This window comes from Aeromicrobium sp. Root344 (genome assembly GCF_001425755.1).
In the GTDB taxonomy this organism is placed as follows: Bacteria; Actinomycetota; Actinomycetes; order Propionibacteriales; family Nocardioidaceae; genus Aeromicrobium.
Map to the genome: position 1 here is coordinate 10,877 of NZ_LMDH01000001.1, position 19,114 is coordinate 29,990.

At 69.7% G+C, this 19,114-nt stretch carries 19 protein-coding genes; 4 read left to right on the forward strand and 15 right to left on the reverse strand.

What is annotated here, in order from left to right; all coding sequences use genetic code 11:
• Window positions 1-131: 131 nt before the first annotated feature.
• The 6 genes from ASC61_RS00045 to nagA all read right to left on the reverse strand — a co-directional run bounded on the left by ASC61_RS00045 (window position 132) and on the right by nagA (window position 6,370).
• Window positions 132-566 carry an acyl-CoA thioesterase gene (locus ASC61_RS00045; RefSeq protein ID WP_056207578.1) on the reverse strand — a complete coding sequence of 145 codons (435 nt, stop codon included), beginning with the start codon at window positions 564-566 and terminating at the stop codon, window positions 132-134.
• Complete coding sequence (smc, locus tag ASC61_RS00050) at window positions 563-4,117, reverse strand: chromosome segregation protein SMC (RefSeq protein WP_056207582.1); 3,555 nt, start codon at window positions 4,115-4,117, stop codon at window positions 563-565. The genes ASC61_RS00045 and smc overlap by 4 nt, the downstream gene beginning before the upstream one ends.
• Before the next feature lie 52 nt (window positions 4,118-4,169).
• A complete protein-coding gene (locus tag ASC61_RS00055; RefSeq protein WP_056207586.1) occupies window positions 4,170-4,370 on the reverse strand; it encodes a hypothetical protein in 201 nt (66 codons plus the stop codon).
• A gap of 115 nt (window positions 4,371-4,485) precedes the next feature.
• On the reverse strand, window positions 4,486-4,929 hold the full coding sequence (locus ASC61_RS00060) for a PTS sugar transporter subunit IIA (protein ID WP_056207589.1): 444 nt from the start codon (window positions 4,927-4,929) through the stop codon (window positions 4,486-4,488).
• Window positions 4,926-5,156: a glucose PTS transporter subunit EIIB gene (locus tag ASC61_RS00065; protein WP_056207592.1), complete on the reverse strand. Its 231-nt coding sequence runs from the start codon at window positions 5,154-5,156 to the stop codon at window positions 4,926-4,928. Before ASC61_RS00065 ends, ASC61_RS00060 begins: the two co-directional genes overlap by 4 nt.
• Before the next feature lie 11 nt (window positions 5,157-5,167).
• Complete coding sequence (nagA, locus tag ASC61_RS00070) at window positions 5,168-6,370, reverse strand: N-acetylglucosamine-6-phosphate deacetylase (protein WP_056207595.1); 1,203 nt, start codon at window positions 6,368-6,370, stop codon at window positions 5,168-5,170.
• Between the two features lie 115 nt (window positions 6,371-6,485).
• On the opposite strand from nagA, the gene ASC61_RS00075 reads away from it, so the two are divergent.
• The 4 genes from ASC61_RS00075 to ASC61_RS00090 are packed head-to-tail and all read left to right on the forward strand — an operon-like array spanning window position 6,486 to window position 10,403.
• Complete coding sequence (locus ASC61_RS00075) at window positions 6,486-7,211, forward strand: GntR family transcriptional regulator (protein ID WP_056207598.1); 726 nt, start codon at window positions 6,486-6,488, stop codon at window positions 7,209-7,211.
• A gap of 38 nt (window positions 7,212-7,249) precedes the next feature.
• On the forward strand, window positions 7,250-8,557 hold the full coding sequence (locus tag ASC61_RS00080; protein WP_056207601.1) for a PTS transporter subunit EIIC: 1,308 nt from the start codon (window positions 7,250-7,252) through the stop codon (window positions 8,555-8,557).
• 57 nt (window positions 8,558-8,614) lie between these two features.
• Window positions 8,615-9,106, forward strand: a complete 492-nt coding sequence (locus tag ASC61_RS00085; RefSeq protein WP_056207604.1) for a PH domain-containing protein — start codon at window positions 8,615-8,617, stop codon at window positions 9,104-9,106.
• A complete protein-coding gene (locus tag ASC61_RS00090) occupies window positions 9,090-10,403 on the forward strand; it encodes a PH domain-containing protein (RefSeq protein WP_056207607.1) in 1,314 nt (437 codons plus the stop codon). Before ASC61_RS00085 ends, ASC61_RS00090 begins: the two co-directional genes overlap by 17 nt.
• On the opposite strand, the gene dusB is transcribed toward ASC61_RS00090, so the two are convergent.
• The 9 genes from dusB to ASC61_RS00135 all read right to left on the reverse strand — a co-directional run bounded on the left by dusB (window position 10,400) and on the right by ASC61_RS00135 (window position 19,059).
• Window positions 10,400-11,551: a tRNA dihydrouridine synthase DusB gene (gene dusB, locus ASC61_RS00095; protein WP_056207610.1), complete on the reverse strand. Its 1,152-nt coding sequence runs from the start codon at window positions 11,549-11,551 to the stop codon at window positions 10,400-10,402. The two genes, ASC61_RS00090 and dusB, sit on opposite strands and share 4 nt — an antisense overlap.
• 119 nt (window positions 11,552-11,670) lie before the next feature.
• Window positions 11,671-12,285, reverse strand: a complete 615-nt coding sequence (locus tag ASC61_RS00100) for a response regulator transcription factor (RefSeq protein WP_056207613.1) — start codon at window positions 12,283-12,285, stop codon at window positions 11,671-11,673.
• Window positions 12,282-13,382, reverse strand: coding sequence for a sensor histidine kinase (locus ASC61_RS00105; RefSeq protein ID WP_200935356.1), 1,101 nt, complete (start codon window positions 13,380-13,382; stop codon window positions 12,282-12,284). The genes ASC61_RS00100 and ASC61_RS00105 overlap by 4 nt, the downstream gene beginning before the upstream one ends.
• Before the next feature lie 17 nt (window positions 13,383-13,399).
• On the reverse strand, window positions 13,400-14,179 hold the full coding sequence (locus ASC61_RS00110; RefSeq protein WP_056207616.1) for an ABC transporter permease: 780 nt from the start codon (window positions 14,177-14,179) through the stop codon (window positions 13,400-13,402).
• Window positions 14,176-15,093, reverse strand: a complete 918-nt coding sequence (locus ASC61_RS00115) for an ABC transporter ATP-binding protein (protein WP_056207619.1) — start codon at window positions 15,091-15,093, stop codon at window positions 14,176-14,178. Before ASC61_RS00115 ends, ASC61_RS00110 begins: the two co-directional genes overlap by 4 nt.
• 157 nt (window positions 15,094-15,250) lie before the next feature.
• On the reverse strand, window positions 15,251-15,835 hold the full coding sequence (locus ASC61_RS00120) for a hypothetical protein (protein ID WP_157439320.1): 585 nt from the start codon (window positions 15,833-15,835) through the stop codon (window positions 15,251-15,253).
• Between the two features lie 25 nt (window positions 15,836-15,860).
• A complete protein-coding gene (locus ASC61_RS00125) occupies window positions 15,861-17,246 on the reverse strand; it encodes a glycine--tRNA ligase (protein ID WP_056207625.1) in 1,386 nt (461 codons plus the stop codon).
• A 107-nt stretch (window positions 17,247-17,353) separates the two neighbouring features.
• The gene (locus ASC61_RS00130; protein WP_056207629.1) at window positions 17,354-17,938 is read right to left on the reverse strand and encodes a hypothetical protein; all 585 of its coding nucleotides are present in this window, start codon (window positions 17,936-17,938) and stop codon (window positions 17,354-17,356) included.
• A complete protein-coding gene (locus tag ASC61_RS00135) occupies window positions 17,935-19,059 on the reverse strand; it encodes a PEP/pyruvate-binding domain-containing protein (RefSeq protein ID WP_157439321.1) in 1,125 nt (374 codons plus the stop codon). Before ASC61_RS00135 ends, ASC61_RS00130 begins: the two co-directional genes overlap by 4 nt.
• Between the last annotated feature and the right edge of the window lie 55 nt (window positions 19,060-19,114).

Here is a 19,114-nt window from a genome sequence, read left to right on the forward strand (position 1 = left end):
CGCCCCGCGTCGCCCCGCCCTCGGCGCGGGCTCGGCGCGCCGTCGGCGGTGGATCTTCCACCGTATGAGCGGTCATACGGTGGAGAACCCACCGCTCAGAGGCTTTAGGTGGAACATCCACCGCCCGAGGGTCAGGGGAGGACGAGCGGGGAGACCGCGGCGCGGATCGAGTCGGGGATCGGCGTGACCTTGCGGGTGGCCGCGTCGACATAGACGTGGACGAAGTGGCCGATCGCGGCGGGCTCGTCGCTGTCGCCCTGGAAGAGCCCGATGCGATAGACGATGCTCGACGTGCCGAGCTTGGTCACCGCGAGCCCGGCCTGCACGTCACCGGGGAAGCCCAGCTCACGCAGGAACTCGCACTGCGTCTCCGCGACGAGGCCTACGGCGTCGAGCCGGCGGATGTCGGTGCCGGTCGCCTCGATCAGGAAGCCATTGACCGCGGTGTCGAAGAACGAGTAGTAGACGACGTTGTTGACGTGGCCGTAGACGTCCTCGTCGGCCCACCGTGTCGTGATGGTCCGCAGGACACCGAAGTCAGTACGCAGCCGGGGCTCCGGCGTCAAGACGCGGTCTCTTCCTCGCGCAGGCGCTGGCTGATGACCGCCGAGACGCCGTCACCGCGCATCGAGACGCCGTAGAGCGCGTCGGCGACCTCCATCGTGCGCTTCTGGTGCGTGATGACGATGAGCTGGGAGTTGGCGCGCAGCTCCTCGTAGAGGTCGAGCAACCGGCCGAGGTTGGCGTCGTCGAGCGCCGCCTCGACCTCGTCGAGGATGTAGAACGGGCTGGGGCGAGCCTTGAACAGCGCGACGAGGAACGCGACGGCGACCAGCGACCGCTCACCGCCGGACAGCAGCGACAGCCGCTTGACCTTCTTGCCCGGCGGACGGGCCTCGACGTCGATGCCGGTCGTCAGCATGTTCTGCGGATCGGTGAGGATCAGCGAGCCCTCGCCGCCCGGGAACAGGCGGGAGAACACGTCCTGGAACTCGCGCTCGACGTCGTACCAGGCCTCGGTGAAGACCTGCTCGACCTTGGCGTCGACCTCCTCGACGATCTCGAGCAGGTCCTGACGCGTCTTGCGCAGGTCGTCGAGCTGCTCGGACAGGAACTGGTGCCGCTCCTCGAGCGCCGTGAACTCCTCGAGGGCGAGCGGGTTGACCTTGCCCAGCATCGCCATCGACCGCTCCGCGTTGCGCAGCCGCTTGACCTGGGCCTCGCGCTCGTACGGGATCGGCTCCGCCGGCAACGAGTCGTCCTCGCCCTCGACCGTGATCGGCGGGACGAGCTGGTCGGGTCCGTAGTCGGCGACCAACGTGTCGACCTCGAGGCCCAGCTCTTCGAGTGCCCGGCCCTCGAGCCCCTCGAGGCGCAGTCGCATCTCGGCGCGCGCCATCTCGTCCTTATGCACGGAGTCGGTCAGCCCGTCGAGCTCGGCGATCTGCTCACGGAGCTGGACGCGTACGGTCCGCAGCGTCTCCTCACGACCCGTGCGGGACGCCTCGATCTCGGCGCGCAGCGCGGCAGCCTGGGCGATCGACTGCTCGAGCCGGGCCAGCACCTGGTCGCTCGCGAGGATGACTGCCTTGGCCGTCTCGGCCTCGCGCAGCTGGCGCTCACGACGCTCCTTGGCCTTGACCCGTGCCTCGCGCTCGGCCTCGGCCGCCTCGAACAGCGCGGTGACCTGCCCCTCGAGTGCCCTGGCGCGCTCCTCGTTGGTGCGCAGGGCGAGTCGGGCGTCGGTCTCGGCCCGGCGGGCCCCGGAAGCCTTGTCGGCCAGCTCCTCGAGCAGTGCGGTGTCGGGCTCCTCCTCAGGGGCCGCCTCGGCCTGAGCCAGTCGGTCCTCGAGCTCGGCGAGGCCCGAGAGGTCACCGGCCTGCGACTCCTCGGCCTTGGCGATCGCGGCGGCGAGGCGGTCAGCCTCCCCACGTGCAGCGCGGGCGGTGGCGCCGAGGTGGCCGAGGTTCTCCGCGACAGCGGCCATCGTGGCGTCGGACTCGTGCAGCCTGCCGAGGGCGGCGTCGACGCGCTCCTGGGCGACGACACGCTTGGCGTCAGCCGCCTCGTGCTCGAAGCGCAGCCGTTCGAGCGTGTGGCGGGCCCGCTCGAGATCGCTCTCGGCCTGCGAGATCGCGGCCTGCACCTCGATCAGGCTCTGCTTGGACGTCGATCCACCGGCCGCGAAGTGGGCGCCCAGGACATCGCCGTCGCGGGTCACCGCGGTGACGTCGGGCGCGTGCCGGATCAGCTCTTGCGCCTGCTCAAGGGTGTCGACGACGGCGAACTTGAACAGCAGCCGGCGCAGCGCACCTTGCAGCGGTGCCGGCCCGTCGACGGTGTCGATCGCGTACGTCGCAAAGTCCGGCAGGCCGGGCCACGTCGAGTCGTCGACCTCGCCGCCGCCGAGCAGCATGCCGGCGCGGCCGAGGTCCTCGGACTTGAGCTTCTCCATCGCCGACACAGCGGTGTCGAGGTGGTCGACGGCGACGGCATCGGCGGCTGAGCCGAGTGCGGAGGCGATCGCCGTCTCGAATCCGGCGCGTACGGTCAACAGTGCGGCCACCGAGCCCAACAACCCGTTGATCTCGTCGGTCGCCGCGAGCAGGGCCCCGGCACCGTCCTTGCGGGCCAGGCCGAGCTCGAGGGCTTCCTTGCGGGCGGCGAACCCGGCCTGCTGGCGCTCGGCCTCCTGCGACTGCGCGCTCAGCGAGGCGAGGTGCTCGGTGACCTCGGCGAGCTCGTCCTCGGCCGCCTCGAGCTCCTGGTCGAGCCCGGACTCCCCCGCGTTGAGCCCGGCGATCTGGTTCTCCAGGTTGGTGAACTCACGGTGCGCCTCGACCGCGCGGTTCTCGGCCTCCTCGCGCGCGGCGGTGAGTCGGCCGATCTCCTCGCCGGCGGCCGTGGCGCGACTCTTGAGGGCGTTGACCTGGCCGTGGAGGCGGGCCAGTCCCTCGCGCTGGTCGGCAGCGGCGCGCAGCAGACCGGCGACCCGGCGCTCCTCGGCGGTGTAGGCGGCCTCGGCCTCGTTGCGCTCGGAGATGACGGCCTCGAGGGCCTCGGTGGCCGCGGTCACGCCGGCGCTGAGCTGCTCGAGCTGTTCCTGGGCCCGGCGGGCGTCCGCCTCGAGCTCTTCGGGCTCCCGCCCGACGCGCCGGTCCTCGGCCTCGACGGCCGCAAGGCGTACGCGCTCGTTGGCGAGCCCCGCCGTGCCGCGGATGCGTTCGCGCAGGCCCGAGAGGCTGTACCAGGTCTCCTGGGCCGCGGACAGCCGTGGCGAGTCCTCGCGGAGCTGGTCCTCGAGCTCGGTCTCCTGCTCGCGGGCCGCGGCGATCGCCTGCTCGACGGCCTGGCGGCGCTCCTTGAGTGCGGTCTCGTCGGCGAGCTCCTCGGCGATGACCGAGCGGGCGCTGACGATGTCGTCGGCCAGGATGCGGGCCCGCGCGTCGCGGACGTCGGCCTGGATCACGGCGGCACGACGAGCCACCTCGGCCTGCCGCCCCAGCGGCTTGAGCTGTCGGCGCAGCTCGGTCAGCACGTCGTTGAGCCGGGTCAGGTTGCCCTGGGTCGCATCGAGCTTGCGGAGCGCCTTCTCCTTGCGCTTGCGGTGCTTGAGGACACCGGCGGCCTCCTCGATGAAGCCACGGCGTTCCTCGGGCGTCGCGCGCAGGACGCCGTCGAGCTGGCCCTGGCCGACGATGACGTGCATCTCGCGGCCGATGCCGGAGTCGCTCAACAGGTCCTGGACGTCGAGGAGCCGGCAGGTGTTGCCGTTGATGGCGTACTCGGAGCCGCCGTTGCGGAACATCGTCCGCGAGATCGTGACCTCGGTGTACTCGATCGGGAGCGCGCCGTCGGTGTTGTCGATCGTGAGGACGACCTCAGCACGACCCAGGGGCGGACGGCCGGACGTACCGGCGAAGATGACGTCCTCCATCTTGCCGCCACGCAGCGACTTGGCGCCTTGCTCGCCCATGACCCACGACAACGCGTCGACGACGTTGGACTTGCCCGATCCGTTGGGGCCCACGACGCACGTGATGCCGGGCTCCAGCTGGAGGGTCGTCGAGGACGCAAAGGACTTGAACCCACGCAACGTGAGGCTCTTGAGGTACAACGCTGACTCCTACGACGACGACCGGTTGGGGTCAGACTAGACCGCTGGGACTTCAGTGAGCGGCAGGCTCCATCAAGTCGCCGGCGGTCACGTTGTCGACACGCTCACGGATGGTCCGGAGCAGTCCGTCGTTCTCGACCTTGAGGCGCATGATCTCGGCCTCGAGGTCGGCGATGCGACGGTGGAGTGCGGCGGTTTCGCGCAGCTGATCGGAGGTGGGGCCTCCGATGTAGCCGATGAGTGCTTTGGCCATGAAGAATCTCCGCGGAAATGGAACTGAGGGGAAGGGGCAGATGAGGCTGATCTGCGTCTGCCAGTCTCCCACCGCAGCCCATTCGGGTCAACTTCGAGGCACCCGTTCACAGCCCTCAGACAGTGAAGATCTCGTCGCCCACGCGTACGGCTCCCGTGGCGCCCGCCTGCACACTGTCGGGCGCCGAGTCCATCACGACGACCGGCACGACCGGCGAGCGTCCACCGGCCTCGATCTCCGCGGGATTCCAGCGCACGATCGGCGTACCGGCGGTCACCTCGTCACCCTCGGCGACAAGCAGCTCGAAACCTTCGCCGTCGAGCTGGACCGTGTCGATGCCGAGGTGCACGAGCAGGCCCTTGCCGTCGGCGGTGAGGAGCACGAACGCGTGCGGGTGCAGCTTGAGCAGGCGGCCGTCAGCCGGAGCGACGACAGTCGACTCCGTGCGCTCGGGATCGATCGCGACCCCCGACCCGACGATCTGCTGCGCGAAGACCGGATCGGGCACCTCCGCGAGTGCGACGACGGTGCCGGACACGGGCGCTGAGACGGAGGTCAATCGAGGTCCTCGATGTCGCTCGCCAGCGTGTCGGCGACGGGGCCGACCACGACCTGCACGACGTTGCCCGACACGACCACGCCGTATGCACCGGCGGCCTTGAGCGCGGCCTGGTCGACGAGCGAGGCGTCCTCGACCTCGGTGCGCAGCCGCGTGATGCACGGCTCGATCTCGACGATGTTGTCGCGTCCGCCGAGTCCGGCGACGATCTCTTCGGCTGTGACCATGGGAAACCCTCCTAGAGCTGCCCGGACGCCACGGTGGCGTCCGGTCCTTCGTGGATCGTGTCATCGGCGGACCAGGCACGCGCCCCGCCGAGCCACGTCGTCCGGGCTCGCAGGTCGTCACCCAGGAGCACGAGGTCCGCACGCGCTCCCGGTTCGAGCCGGCCGAGATCGGCGAGTCCGAGCGCATCGGCGGGCGTACGCGTCGCTGCCCTGATCGCGTCGACCATCGTGATTCCGGAGTCGACGGCGTGGCCGAGGTTGGCGTCGAGCGGTTCGTCGGCGCCGGCGATCGTGCCGTCGGCGCGCAGCGGCGGGCTGCCGGCGATGACCTCGAGCTGGTCGCCGCCGAGCTCATAGACGCCCGGCGGCATGCCGAGCGCGGCCACGGCATCGGTCACGAGCATGACCCGGCCGGCCGCCGCTACGAAGGCCAGCCGTACGGCTGCTGGTTCGACGTGGTGGCCGTCGACGATCATCCCCACCGTGAGCCGGGGGTCCGTGAGCGCGGCGCCGACGACGCCCGGCGCGCGGTGGTGGAACGGGCTCTGCGCGTTGTAGAGGTGCGTCACGAGGGTGGCGCCGGCGTCGGCGGCGGCGCGGACCTGGTCGTCGGTGGCGTCGCTGTGGCCCACGGCGACCCTGATACCGGCAGCCACGAACGCTTCGATCGCCTCGCGGGCGCCCTCACGCTCAGGCGCCAGCGTGACGTACGAGATCGCGTCGCGGAGCTCGAGCAGCGGGGCGATGCGCCCGGGCGTGGGATCGACGAGCAATGCCTCGCGGTGAGCCCCGCGCCGCCTGGGCGACAGGAACGGACCCTCGACGTGTGCCCCGAGGAGGCGGGTCGCTCGGCCGTCGGCGTTGCTGGTCCTGCGGGCCGCTTCGTAGCGAGTCACCTGCGCGACGAGCTGGTCGACCGTCGCCGTGATGAACGTGGGGACCATGGCCGTGACGCCCGTCGACAACATCCGCACCGCGACCTCACGAACCTGGTCGGCACCGGCGTCCGCGAAGTCGACCGAGAACGCGCCGTTGATCTGCGCATCGATCAGGCCCGGCGCGAGGATCCCCTCGTCGAGGACGACCTCGGGCGTACGAGATGGCGCACCGCGTCCGACATCGCTGATCCGGTCGCCGTCGACCTCGATCCACCCCTCACCAGACTCCTCGTCCGGCAGCCCGACGAGTCGCTGGGCGTGTACGAGTGTCGTCACCGTCGAGCCTCGATTCGTCTGCGTAGGGGTTGACATACCGGGCGATATCCATCCATTCTCACTGGTACGTACCGGATCGTACCAGCGGTTCGGACGCTCGTCGAGGGAGTTGCACATGCTGAACGACAGCCTGCTGCCGAAGCACGTACAGCTCCGCGCCGCACTCCTCAAGACCATCGAGGAGGACCTCCAGCCGGGTGCGATGATCCCGTCCGAGCGCGATCTCACGACGCGCTACGACGTCAGCCGGGCGACCGTCCGGGCTGCGATCAGCAGCCTCGTCAACGAGGGTCGGCTGACGACCGTGCCGGGTCGCGGCACCGTCGTGACCCGTCCACGCGTGGAGAGCAACCTGCACCTCGCGTCGTTCACGCAGGACATGCGCCAGCGCGGTCACCGGCCCAGCACCGAGGTGCTCTCCGCGGCCGTGGTCGAGGCCGGCGAGGCGACCGCGAAGGCGCTCGGCATCGGTGCGGGCGACCCCGTCTGGGAGATCGAGCGGCTCCGACTGGCCGACGACGAGCCGATGGCGCACGAGGTCAGCTGGTACCCGGAGGCCATCGTCCCCGCACTGGGCGACGAGGACCTGAGCGGCTCCATCTACGCGATCCTCGAGGCGACGTACGGCGTCGTGATCACCGACGCGCAGCAGACCACATGGGCCGAGCAGGCCGGGCACACGTACGCCCATCTGCTCGAGGTCGCCGAGACCGCACCCGTCATGGTCTTCGACCGCGTCGGTTCCTCCAACGATGGACCCGTCGAGCAGACCATCAGCCGCTACCGCGGCGATCGCTACCAGTTGTCGATGAGCCTCCAGCGGGGCCCGTCCGCACGTTGAGTCCGAAGCATCACCAACACACCGAGGGGAACTGCAAGATGACTGCCATTTCCACCGGGCGACGAGGCTTCAACCTCGCGCCCATCCAGAAGTTCGGCCGCAGCCTGATGCTGCCGATCGCTGCCCTGCCGGCAGCTGCGCTGCTGCTCCGTCTCGGCCAGCCGGACCTGCTCGGCGCAGACGGCTGGGGCTGGGTCAAGGTCGCCGCGGTGGTGGGGGCAGCCGGCAACGCCCTGTTCGCCAACCTCCCGCTGCTCTTCGCGGTCGGCGTGGCCATCGGCCTGGCCAAGAAGGCCGACGGCTCGACCGCACTGGCGGCCGTCGTCGGCTATCTGGTGTTCAAGGGCGTCGGGGACGCCGTCTCACCGTTCGTCCTCGACCCGCCCGCGAAGGGCGGCACCCAGGAGCTGGTCAACTACGGCGTGCTGGGCGGCATCGTGATGGGCATCGTCACGGCCTTGCTGTGGCAGCGCTACTACCGGATCAAGCTGCCCGACTACCTGGCGTTCTTCGGCGGCCGGCGCTTCGTCCCGATGATCACGGCCGTCGCCGCGATCCTGATCTCGGTGCTGTTCAGCCTGGTCTACCCGGCGTTCAACGAGGGGCTCAAGAACGTGTCCGACTGGGTCGCCGACAACGACGTCATCGGCGGTTTCGTCTACGGCACGCTCAACCGCCTGCTGATCCCGCTCGGGCTGCACCACATCCTCAACTCCGGCCCGTGGTTCCTGTTCGGTGACTACAAGGACGCCACTGGCGCGGTGAGCCACGGCGACATCTACCGCTTCCTTGCGGGTGACCCAGAGGCCGGGTCGTTCATGACCGGGTTCTTCCCGATCATGATGTTCGCCCTGCCGGCTGCTGCGCTGGCGATCTGGCAGGAGGCCAAGCCGGCACAGAAGAAGGCCGTCGGCGGCATCATGATCAGCGCCGCGCTGACCAGCTTCCTCACCGGCGTGACCGAACCGCTCGAGTTCTCGTTCATGTTCGTGGCGTGGCCGCTGTACGTCATCCACGCGGTCTTGACCGGCACGTCGATCGCCTTGACCAACGCGTTGGACATCCACGACGGGTTCGGGTTCTCCGCCGGCCTGTTCGACTTCCTGCTCAACTGGAACATTGCGACGAAGCCGGGGCTGCTGATCCTGATCGGGCTGGGCTATGCGGCCATCTATTACTTCCTGTTCCGGTTCGTGATCCGCAAGTGGAACCTGCGGACACCCGGCCGGGACGAGGACGGCGACAACTCCTCGATGGAGGGTCTGATCGACCAGCCGATGGACCGGCCGGCGACCTCCGAGGCGCCGCCCGCGACGAGCACGTCGGCACCACCGCCGACGACCTGACCGACCGGAGCGCCCGCCGTGCACACGTACGGCGGGCGCTCCGCGTAGGGTCGCGATGTGGATGACCTCTTCACGCCCCCGTCAGGTGACTGGCAGCGGGTCTCACCCAAGCTCGCCACGATCCGCCGCATCCTGATCCTGATCCCCTCGAGCGTGCTCGTGATCGCCGGCGTGCTGCTGTCGCTCCTGCTCGCCGACTTCCAGTGGATCGGTGGACTGCTGAGCGTGCTCGCCCTCGGCGGTGCCGTCTGGGGCTGGCTGTGGGCGGGGCGCAACCAGCGGAGCTGGGGCTATGCCGAGAACGCCGACGACCTGCTCGTGACCCGCGGCGTCATGTTCAAGCGGCTCGTCGCGATCCCGTACGGCCGCATGCAGTTCGTCGATGTCGAGGCCGGCCCGCTCGCCCGGGCGTACGGCGTCGCCACCGTCACGCTGCACACCGCGAGCCCGGAGACGGCGGCGGACATACCGGGACTGCCGGCCGCCGAGGCGACCCGGCTGCGCAACCGGCTGACCGAGCTCGGAGAGGCCCATGGCGCCGGAGTCTGACGTCGCCACCGAGGCGGTCGGCCTCCGCACGCATCCGCTGACGTCGGTCGTGCAGGGCGCGCTGTGGGCTGCTGCCGCATCCGTCGGCCTGATCGGCTCGATCTTCACCGGCGACGGCTGGGGCGACATGAGCGCCGTGCTCAGCCTGGTGATCTCGCTCGTGGGCGGCCTGCTCCTCGGCATGGGCTTCGGGTTCCTGACCTGGCTGTTCACCCGGTACGTCATCGACGGCTCCGAGCTGCGGATCAACAGCGGCATCGTCACCAAGGCATCGCGGCGCATCCCGTACGAGCGCCTCCAGTCCGTCGACATCGCCGAGCCGCTCGTCGCGCGCATCTTCGGCCTCGCCGAGCTGCGTATCGAGATGGCCGGCGGCAAGGACTCGCGGACGTCCCTGCGGTTCCTGCGTCTCGCCGATGCGCGCGACCTGCGCCGGGTCCTGCTCGCGAGGGCACACGGAACGGCTCCGGACGAGTCCCCGGTCGCGGAACAGCGCACCATCATCACGGTCGTGCCCCCTGAGCGCATCGTGATCGGCACGGTGCTCTCATTGGACTTCCTGTTCGCCGCGGCCGGCTCGATCGCCCTCATCGTCGGGGCGATCTGGTTCGGACAGCTCGTCGTCGCACTCGGCGGCATCATCCCGCTGGGCACCTGGCTCGCGCAGATCATCGCCAAGCGGATCCTGCAGCAGTGGGAGTTCGCGCTGTCCCGCGGCCACGGCGGGCTGCGGATCGAGCGCGGGCTGCTGTCACGGACGTCGCAGACCATCCCGTACGCACGCGTGCAGGGCATCGCCATCAAGGAGCCGTTCGTCTGGCGCCGGCTGGGCTGGCTGCGGCTCGAGGTCGACGTCGCGGGCTACGCCGCGCACGGGAACGACGAAGGTGTCGCCTCGTCGTCGATCCTGCTGCCGATCGCTGACCGGACCCTGGCCGAGTCGGTGATCGCGGAGCTGATCCCCGGGTTCGACGTCGACGTGCCGCGCACGGCTGCACCTCGACGTTCCCGCCCGTTCGCCCCGATCGGCTGGCGCTATCGCTGGGTCGGCGCCAACGAGCGTACGTTCGTGGCTCGCGAAGGCTGGATCGAGCGTACGACCAGCATCGTGCCGCACCACAAGACGCAGTCCGTCGAGCTGCGTCAGGGGCCACTGCAACGCCGTCGGCGTCTCGCGACCGTCGAGGTGCACACGCCGCAGGGCCCGGTCGATGCCGACGGCCGCAACCTCGACGCCGACGAGGCTCGAGGCGTCGTGCTGGCCCAGCTTGCGCGCGCCCGCGCAGCGAGGAGCTAGCCTCCGGAGGTGCCGTCCTCGGCGTCGGGGTCGATCGGCGCGATCATGTCGCGGGAGTCGAGCCAGCCGTCGGGGACCGACACCTTCTTGGGCGTCCCCTGGCGGCCCCGGGGTGTGCCAAGCTCGTCGAGCGGATAGGGCTCGGTCGGGTCCAAGCGCGCGAGCAGCTCGTCGAGATCGGCGTAGGACGACACCATGCCGAGCCGGCTGCGTACGTCCTTGCCGGCGGCGAAACCCTTGAGGTACCACGCGATGTGCTTGCGGAACTCGATGCAGCCGCGCTCCTCGCCCATCAGGTCGCCCAGCAGCTCAGCGTGCCGGCGCATGACCGCGGCCACCTCGCCGAGACGAGGCAGCCCGACCACCTGCTCGCCGGCGAACGCCGCGGCGAGGTCGCGGAACAGCCACGGACGGCCGAGGCAGCCACGACCGACGACGACGCCGTCGCAGCCGGTCTCCTCGACCATGCGGATCGCGTCGGCGGCCTCCCAGATGTCGCCGTTGCCGAGCACCGGGATGTCGACGGCGGCCTTGAGCTCGGCGATCGAGTCCCAGTCGGCGCGGCCGGAGTAGTGCTGCACCGCGGTGCGGCCGTGCAGCGCGATCGCGGCGCAGCCGGTGTCCTGTGCGATGCGGCCGGCGTCGAGGTAGGTCAGGTGGTCGTCGTCGATGCCCTTGCGGGTCTTCATCGTGACCGGCACGCCGTAGGGGCTCGCTGCCTTGACCGACGCCTCCAGGATCTCGCCGAGCAGAGTGTCCTTCCACGGCAGCGCCGCTCCCCCGCCCTTGCGCGTGACTTTGGGGACCGGGCAACCGAAGTTGAGGTCGACGTGGTCGACGCCGTGGTCGGCGCACAGGATCTCGACGGCACGGCCGATGGTCTGCGGGTCGACGCCGTAGAGCTGGACGGACCGGAACGTCTCGTTGGCGGCGAACGTCAGCATCGACAGGCTCGTCCGGTCACCCTCGACGATGCCGCGCGAGGTGATCATCTCGCAGACGTACAGGCCGGCGCCCTGCTCGGCGCAGAGCTGGCGGAACGCCGCATTCGTCACGCCGGCCATCGGGGCGAGCACGACGGGGTTGGGGACCTCGAGGTCTCCGAGCCGAAGGGTGCGCGGCAGCGTGGCGGTGGACATGTCACCCATTGTCTCAGGCGCCCTGCTCCCGGCTCCCCACGAGCGGTGGATTCTCCACCGTATGGACGCCCAAACGGTGGACAATCCACCGCCAGAACGCAAAAGGTGGAGAATCCACCGCCGAAGGGTCAGTGCGGCAGGAGCCAGCCGTTGTCGACGGCGACGCGCACGGCTTCGGCGCGCGTACGGGCGCCGGTCTTGCCGATCGCGCTGGACAGGTGGTTGCGCACCGTGCCCTCGGACAGGAACAGCGTCCCGGCGATCGCCGCGACCGTGCCACCGCTGCGAGCCGCCTGCAGGACGTCCGCCTCGCGCTCGGTCAGCGGGGAGTCGCCCTGTGTCAACGACTCGGCAGCGAGCGTGGGATCGACGACGCGCAGCCCGCTGTGCACCCGTCGTACGGCATCCGCGAGCTGCCGTGCGGGCGTGTCCTTGACGACGAAACCGCTCGCACCGGCCGACATCGCCTGCTTGAGGTAGCCGGGCCGGCCGAACGTCGTGACCATCAGGACGCGGCACGACGGCACGGCGTCGCGCAGCAACCGGGCGGCGGCCAGTCCGTCGATGCCCGGCATCTCGACGTCGAGGAGGGCCACGTCGGGACTGGACTCGATCGCGGCGTCGACGACCTCGTCGCCACGGGCCACCTCGGCCACGACCTCGAGGTCGTCCTCGAGCTGCAGCAGGGCCGCCAGGGCACCTCGTACGAGCGCCTGGTCGTCGGCGATCAGCAGCCGGATCATGCCGGCACCGACACCGTCAGCGAGAAGCCTCGGTCGCCCGGGCCGGCGCTCGTGGTCACCGTCGCGCCCGCGAGCCGGGCGCGTTGGCGGAGCCCTTCGAGCCCATTGCCGCTGCCGTCGTCAGGGCACGGTCCACGGCCGTCGTCGCTGACGCGTATGCGATCGGGATCCAGCTCGACCTCGCACCGCGTCGCCTGGCTGTGCCGGATGACGTTGGTGACGCCCTCGCGCAGGGTCCAGGCGAACAGCTCGCGCCACCGCGAAGGCACGTCGTCGGCCACCGTCGGCAGTGACGGCTCGATGCCGGCGGACTCCAGAGCCATACGGGCCGACGCGATCTCGCCAGGCAGCGAGATCCCCCGGATGCCCTGGGCGGTCGAGCGTACGTCCGCCAGTGCGTCGCGCGACAGCCGCTGCAGGTCCTCCAGCTCGGCTCGCGCCCGCACCGGATCGTCGTCGAACAGCCGCTCGGCGAGCTCGGCCTTGACCGAGATGACCGTCAGCGAATGGCCGAGGATGTCGTGCAGGTCGCGGGCGATGCGCGCACGCTCCTCCTGGACCGCGAGCTCGGAGAGGTCCTGCTCGGCGGCCATGAGCTTGGCCTGGCGCTGCCACGCGAGGCGGAAGGACCAGACCGCCGCAGCAGCCAGGAGCACCGCGAAGTTGTTGCCGTGCGCCGACCAGTCCTCCACGGCGTACGAGGCGGCCGTGATCCCCGCAAACATCACGATGACGACCGCGAGCGCCTCGAGCTTCGGCAGGATCGCCACTGCCAGCGCGGTGATGAACACCAGGCAGGTCGTCGACGAGTCGCCTGCGCCGGGGACGATGACGGCGAAGCAGGCCACCAGGACTGCGATGTAGGTCCACGCGTGGAGCCGGCGGCGATGCAGGTGGAACTCCGGGATGTGAGCCAACCCGTAGAGATACACCGGGACGAACACCGCCAGCGACGCCAGACCCGTCCAGCGCTCGAGCTGGTTGTCGTTCCTGATGAGCGCGCCGAGGGGGTTGCCGAGGAAGAACAGCCAGATGCCGGCCCCCAGGAGCCGGCCGAAGCGGGCGCGGTCCTGGGGGTCGGTGTCGTGTGTGGCCACGGGCCCAAGGCTAGCCATCAGACGCGCTGCGTGTCCTTGCTCATCCGCCAGGCCGCGCCGCCCACGAAGATCGCGGTCCAGACGGCGATGTTGAGCACGGCCAGCGACACGTTGCCGTCGGAGCCGAACGGGGCCCGCGACAGCACCCCCACGCCGTACGCCGGAGTGAACTTCGCGAAGTCCTGGAAGCCTTGGCTGAAGTTGTCGAGCGGCGTGAACAGGCCGCCGGCCAGCGCCAGCAGGGCGAGCGAAGGGCCGAGCAGCTGCATGACGTTCTCGCTCGGCAGCAGGTAGCCCATGAACAGCCCGAATGCGGCGAACACCAACGTGCAGCCCCAGCCGATCACGCCGCAGAGGATGAGCCGCCCGAACGGCAGGTCGGCGCCGCGCAGGTTGCCGACCACGAACACGGCCACGATCGCGGCCGCCCCCATCGTCATGGCGACGAGCACCTTGATGCCGACGTACGCGACGGGCTTCAGGGGCGTCAACCGCAGCTGCCGGCTCCAGCCGAGGGCGCGTTCCGTGGCCACCATCGCCCCGCCCGCGGTGGTCGCGATCATGGCGCCGTAGACCGCCATGCTGACCATGATGTACGCCGTGGTGTTGCCGTGCCCGACGCGCTCGGTCCGGTACGACGCGTCCGATCCGAACAGCAGGAAGAACACGCTCGGTGCGATGAGGGTGAAGATCATCGAGCGCTTGTTGCGCAGCATGCGCTTCAGCTCGAGGGCGTAGAACGTCGGCGAGAACCCGCCGAACGGAGGGATGCGACGGGTCTCGGCGGCGATGCTCATGCGAGGGCTCCTTCTGGAGTGAGGGCGTCGTCGCCGGTCAGCGCGACGAACGCCTCTTCGAGGTTGCGGGAGGTGATTTCGAGGTCACACGCGGTGGTGTGGTTGAGCAGGTAGCGCGCGATCGCGTCGCTGTCGGAGCCGTGGATGAGCACCGATTCGCCGCGGACGTCGATCGAGTCGACGCCCTCGACCTTCGCGATCGCGTCGGTGTCAGGGGCGTGCCACGTCGCCCGGACCGTGCGCCCGGCCGACAGCGCCTTGATCTCGGCGGCCGTGCCGTCGGCGACGATCTTGCCCTTCCGGACGAGCACGATGCGGTCGGCGTACGCGTCCGCCTCCTCGAGGTAGTGCGTCGCGAAGACCGTCGTACGACCACGGGCGGCATCCGACCGGATCGCCGCCCAGAAGTCGCGGCGGCCCTGGACGTCCATGCCGGTCGTCGGCTCGTCGAGGATCAGCAGGTCGGGGTCGGACAGCAGCGCCAGCGCGAACCGCAGGCGCTGCTGCTGACCGCCGGACGCCTTGCCCACCATCCGGTCGCCGATGTCGAGGATGCCGGCGCGGTCCAGGACCTCGTCGACCGGGCGGGACGGCCTGAAGAGCGAGGCAGTGAGCTCGACCGTCTCGCGGACCGTGAAGTCCTTCAGCAGGCCACCGGTCTGCATGACCGCCGCGACCCGGCCCAGGGCGACCGCCCTGCGGGGGTCGCCGCCGAAGATCTGGACCGAGCCCTCCGACGGCTGTGACAGCCCGAGGATCATGTCGACCGTCGTGGTCTTGCCCGCGCCGTTGGGTCCCAGGAACGCGACGACCTCGCCGGGCTGGATCTGCAGGCTCAGACCGTCGACCGCGGTGACCGGGCCGAACCTCTTGACGACGCCGTCGATGCTGACGGCGGGAGTGGATGAGTTCATGCTCTCATCGTGGTGCCGCAGCAGCGCCCCGCCCTGATCGTTAGGTCACGACGTGACCATGACAGGTGTCACGGCCTTGGTCGCCGGTCCCCGAGATGTGGATCGCAGTGCACCACGCGCGCCGCGCCGACGGTGCACTCGGATCCGAATCTCGGTCCTACGGGGTCCAGGTGATGGCGTCCTTGGTCGAGCCGGTCTGGAGGTCGACCGACACCAGGGCCTTGCCCTTGGGCACCAGGTAGACCAGGCACAGCTTGGCCGTCGCCCCCGGCAGGAAGCTCTTGGGCAGCGTCGAGTTCTTGCAGGGCTTGAAGTTGCCGACGATCTGGTTGGCCGGCAGGTTCGTGTTGCTCGAGTCGTGCGCGAAGATCGGCAGGGCAGCGCCACCGAGTCCGGCCGGCCCCTCGTTCTTGACCGTGAGGTCGACGTAGAACGGGGTGGACGCCTCCGAGGCGGCATCGAGGGAGAAGAACGCGAAGTCCCGCTTGATCGAGCCCTTGCGGACCGCGGCGACGGTCACCGTGATCGCGCTGGCCGCCTTGTCGCCGACCTGGTAGACCACGCTGGCCGGCTTGTCCTCGGTCAGCGTCGTGCCACCCTTGGTGAGGGTGACCCCCTTGGGCACCTCGAACCCCTTGGGCACCGGCACCTCGTCCGACTTCTTGCCACCGTCCGACGAGCCACCGCAACCGGCGACGAACGCGAGGGCGGCGACGGCCGCGACGAACCTGAATGACTTCACGCGCCGATTGTCGCCCACGAGTGGATCAGCAGCCCGGCAGACGCGCCGCGAGCCACGACGTCACCTGGTCGAGCGCGATGCGCTCCTGGGTCATCGAGTCGCGCTCGCGGATCGTCACCGCCTGGTCGTCAAGCGTGTCGAAGTCGACCGTGATGCAGTAGGGCGTACCGATCTCGTCCTGACGGCGATAGCGCTTGCCGATCGCCTGCGCGTCGTCGAAGTCGACGTTCCAGAAGCCCCGGAGCTCAGCGGCCAGGGCCCGCGCCTTGGGCGACAGGTCCTCGTTGCGCGACAGCGGCAGCACGGCGGCCTTGACCGGCGCGAGCCGCGGATCGAGCTTGAGGAGCGTACGGGTGTCGGTGCCGCCCTTGGCGTTGGGCACCTGCTCCTCGACGTAGGCATCGATCAGGAACGCCATCATGGAGCGGTTGACGCCGGCTGCGGGCTCGATGACGTACGGCGTCCAGCGCTCGTTGTTGGGCTGGTCGAAGTAGATCAGGTCCTTGCCGGAGTGCTCGCTGTGCGTCTTGAGGTCGAAGTCGGTGCGGTTGGCGATGCCCTCCAGCTCGCCCCACGTGGAGCCGGCGAACTCGAAGCGGTACTCGATGTCGACCGTGCGCTTGGAGTAGTGCGAGAGCTTCTCCTGCGCGTGCTCGTAGAGCCGCAGGTTGTCGGGGTTGATGCCCAGCCCGGTGTACCAGTCCATGCGGGTCTGGATCCAGGTCTCGTGCCACTCCTCGTCGGTGCCCGGCTCGACGAAGAATTCCATCTCCATCTGCTCGAACTCGCGCGTGCGGAAGATGAAGTTGCCCGGCGTGATCTCGTTGCGGAAGCTCTTGCCGATCTGGCCGATGCCGAACGGGGGCTTCTTGCGCGACGTGGTCATGACCTGCGCGAAGTTGATGAAGATGCCCTGGGCCGTCTCGGGCCGGAGGTAGTGCAGGCCGTCCTCGGACTCGACCGGGCCGAGGTAGGTCTTGAGCAGACCGTTGAACATGCGCGGCTCGGTCCACTCGCCGCGGGTGCCGCAGTTGGGGCACGCGATCAGGTCCATCGTGACGGTGTCGGGGTCGTCGATGCCCTTCTTCTCGGCGTACGACTCCTGCAGGTGGTCCTGACGGAAGCGGTTGTGGCAGTGCCGGCACTCCACGAGCGGGTCGACGAACGCGGCGAGGTGGCCGGAGGCCTTCCATACGTCGGTCGGCAGGATCACCGACGAGTCGAGGCCGACGACGTCGTCGCGGCCCTGCACCATCGACCGCCACCACTGGCGCTTGATGTTGTCCTTGAGCTCGACGCCGAGCGGCCCGTAGTCCCAGGCGGACTTGGTGCCGCCGTAGATCTCCCCACACTGGTAGACGAAGCCGCGGCGCTTGCTGAGGCTGATGACGTTGTCGACGGTCGATGCCATGGGGAGGTGTTTCCAATCCGGCTGGGTGTCGGCGGGCCTGAGTGCGTCATCGTGATGACGTACGCCCGAGGGTCCGGCCCACTTTAGTCGCCGGGTCGGCAGCCGGTTCAGCGGCTCAGGCCGAGGGTCGCGATCAGGTCCTCATGAAGCTCGAACCACACCCGATGACACGAGTCGACGTCGGTTCCGGTGAGCCAGGCCGGATCGTCGTCGGCCCTGAACAGTGCCGTCGTGAATCGGCGGTGATAGCCCGCGAAGCGGCTCAGACCAGCCACCAGGTCGTGCTCGAGTCCGTGAAGCCGTTCGGCGACCACGGACAGCTCCTCCCAGGACCGTTCGAAGGTCTCCGGCGCCGGATCGAGCTGCACGTTCGAGCAGGCGGCACTCACGGTGGCGTTGAGCGGCAGGAACCGTTCATGGACCACGGCGACGCTCTCGCGGCTCGCAGTCGTGTCGAGCTCCGCTGCGAGCTGGGTCTCGTTGACCAGGCGCCCCGCCTCCGTCAGGGACCAGCCGGCCAGGTCGCCGAACGCGCTGTGGGTGATCCACCCATCTGAGGCAAACTCCTCCAGCCTCGCGCCGGTGGCCTCCACGTCGAGGTCGAACCGTCCGGCAACGGCCCGCTCGTCGGCAAACCCCTTGAGCCGGACGGCGTGCAGCGTGAGCAGCTCGACGGGCGAGACGTGACTCACGGGGCGCTCGAGACGGTGCCATGGTCGCCATCGACGACGACCCACTCCATGCCTGCGAGACGGGCCCGCGCGCCGTCGGCGCCCACCACGGCGGGGATGCCGAGCTCGCGGGCCACGATCGCCGCGTGCGAGAGCGCACCGCCGGTCTCGGTGACGACCGCGGCGGCGATCCCGAACAACGGTGTCCACGCCGGGTCTGTCGTCCGGCACACGAGCACGTCACCGGGCTCGACCGCACCGAATCCGTCGAGGTCTCGCACGACGCGAACCCTGCCGGAGACTCGTCCAGGACTGGCGCCGACGCCCTGCACGATCGCGTCACCGACCGGCGCCTCGGGACGTTCACGTGGACCGATGACGCCGGTGATCGGCCTCACCTGCAGCAACCACAAGGTGCCGCCGGCGATGGCCCACTCGACATCGACGACCGTGCCGTGGACCGCCTCGGCCCGAAGCGCCGCTTCAGCGACTTCTCGGGCCTGCTCGGCACTGAGTACCGGACGACGTCGGTCTGCCGCCGCGACGGCCGTGCGTCGCAGTGCACCCTCTCGATGGTCGAGTCGGGTCGCCTTGGAGCCGGTGGTCGTCTCGATCTCTCCCCCATCCACGAGGGTGAAGGCATCGGGGACGACCCGGCCGCTGACGACGGACTCCCCCAGACCCCAGGCCGCTTCGATCGCCACGGCACGAGCACCGGAGCGAGGGTCCTGGGTGAACGCGACGCCGGCCAAGTCAGCAGGGACGAGCTGCTGCACGATGACCGGGACGTGCGACTCCACCGGCGCCTGCATACGGCTCGCATACGCACGCGCGCGGCTGCTTCGGCCGGAGGCACGACACGTCGCGATCGCCGCGAGGGCCTGATCCACGCCGACAACGCCCAGGACGGTCTCGAGCTGGCCCGCGAACGAGGCCGCAGCCGTGTCCTCGGCGAGGCCGGACGAACGTACGGCGAACGGGCCGGTCAGGCGCGCCATGGCCTGGGCGACCTCGTCGGGGTCCGGATCATCCAGCACCACGAATCCCGGAGGAACGTGCGCCCCCGACCGGAGAAGACGTCCAAGCCCGTGCGCCTTGGAGCCACAGTCTGCCTGGGCCCGTCCCAGATCCACGAGGGTCACGATCCCACCGTACAAACCGGCACCTCAGCGACCGTTCGATGAGCCTGGTCGCCCG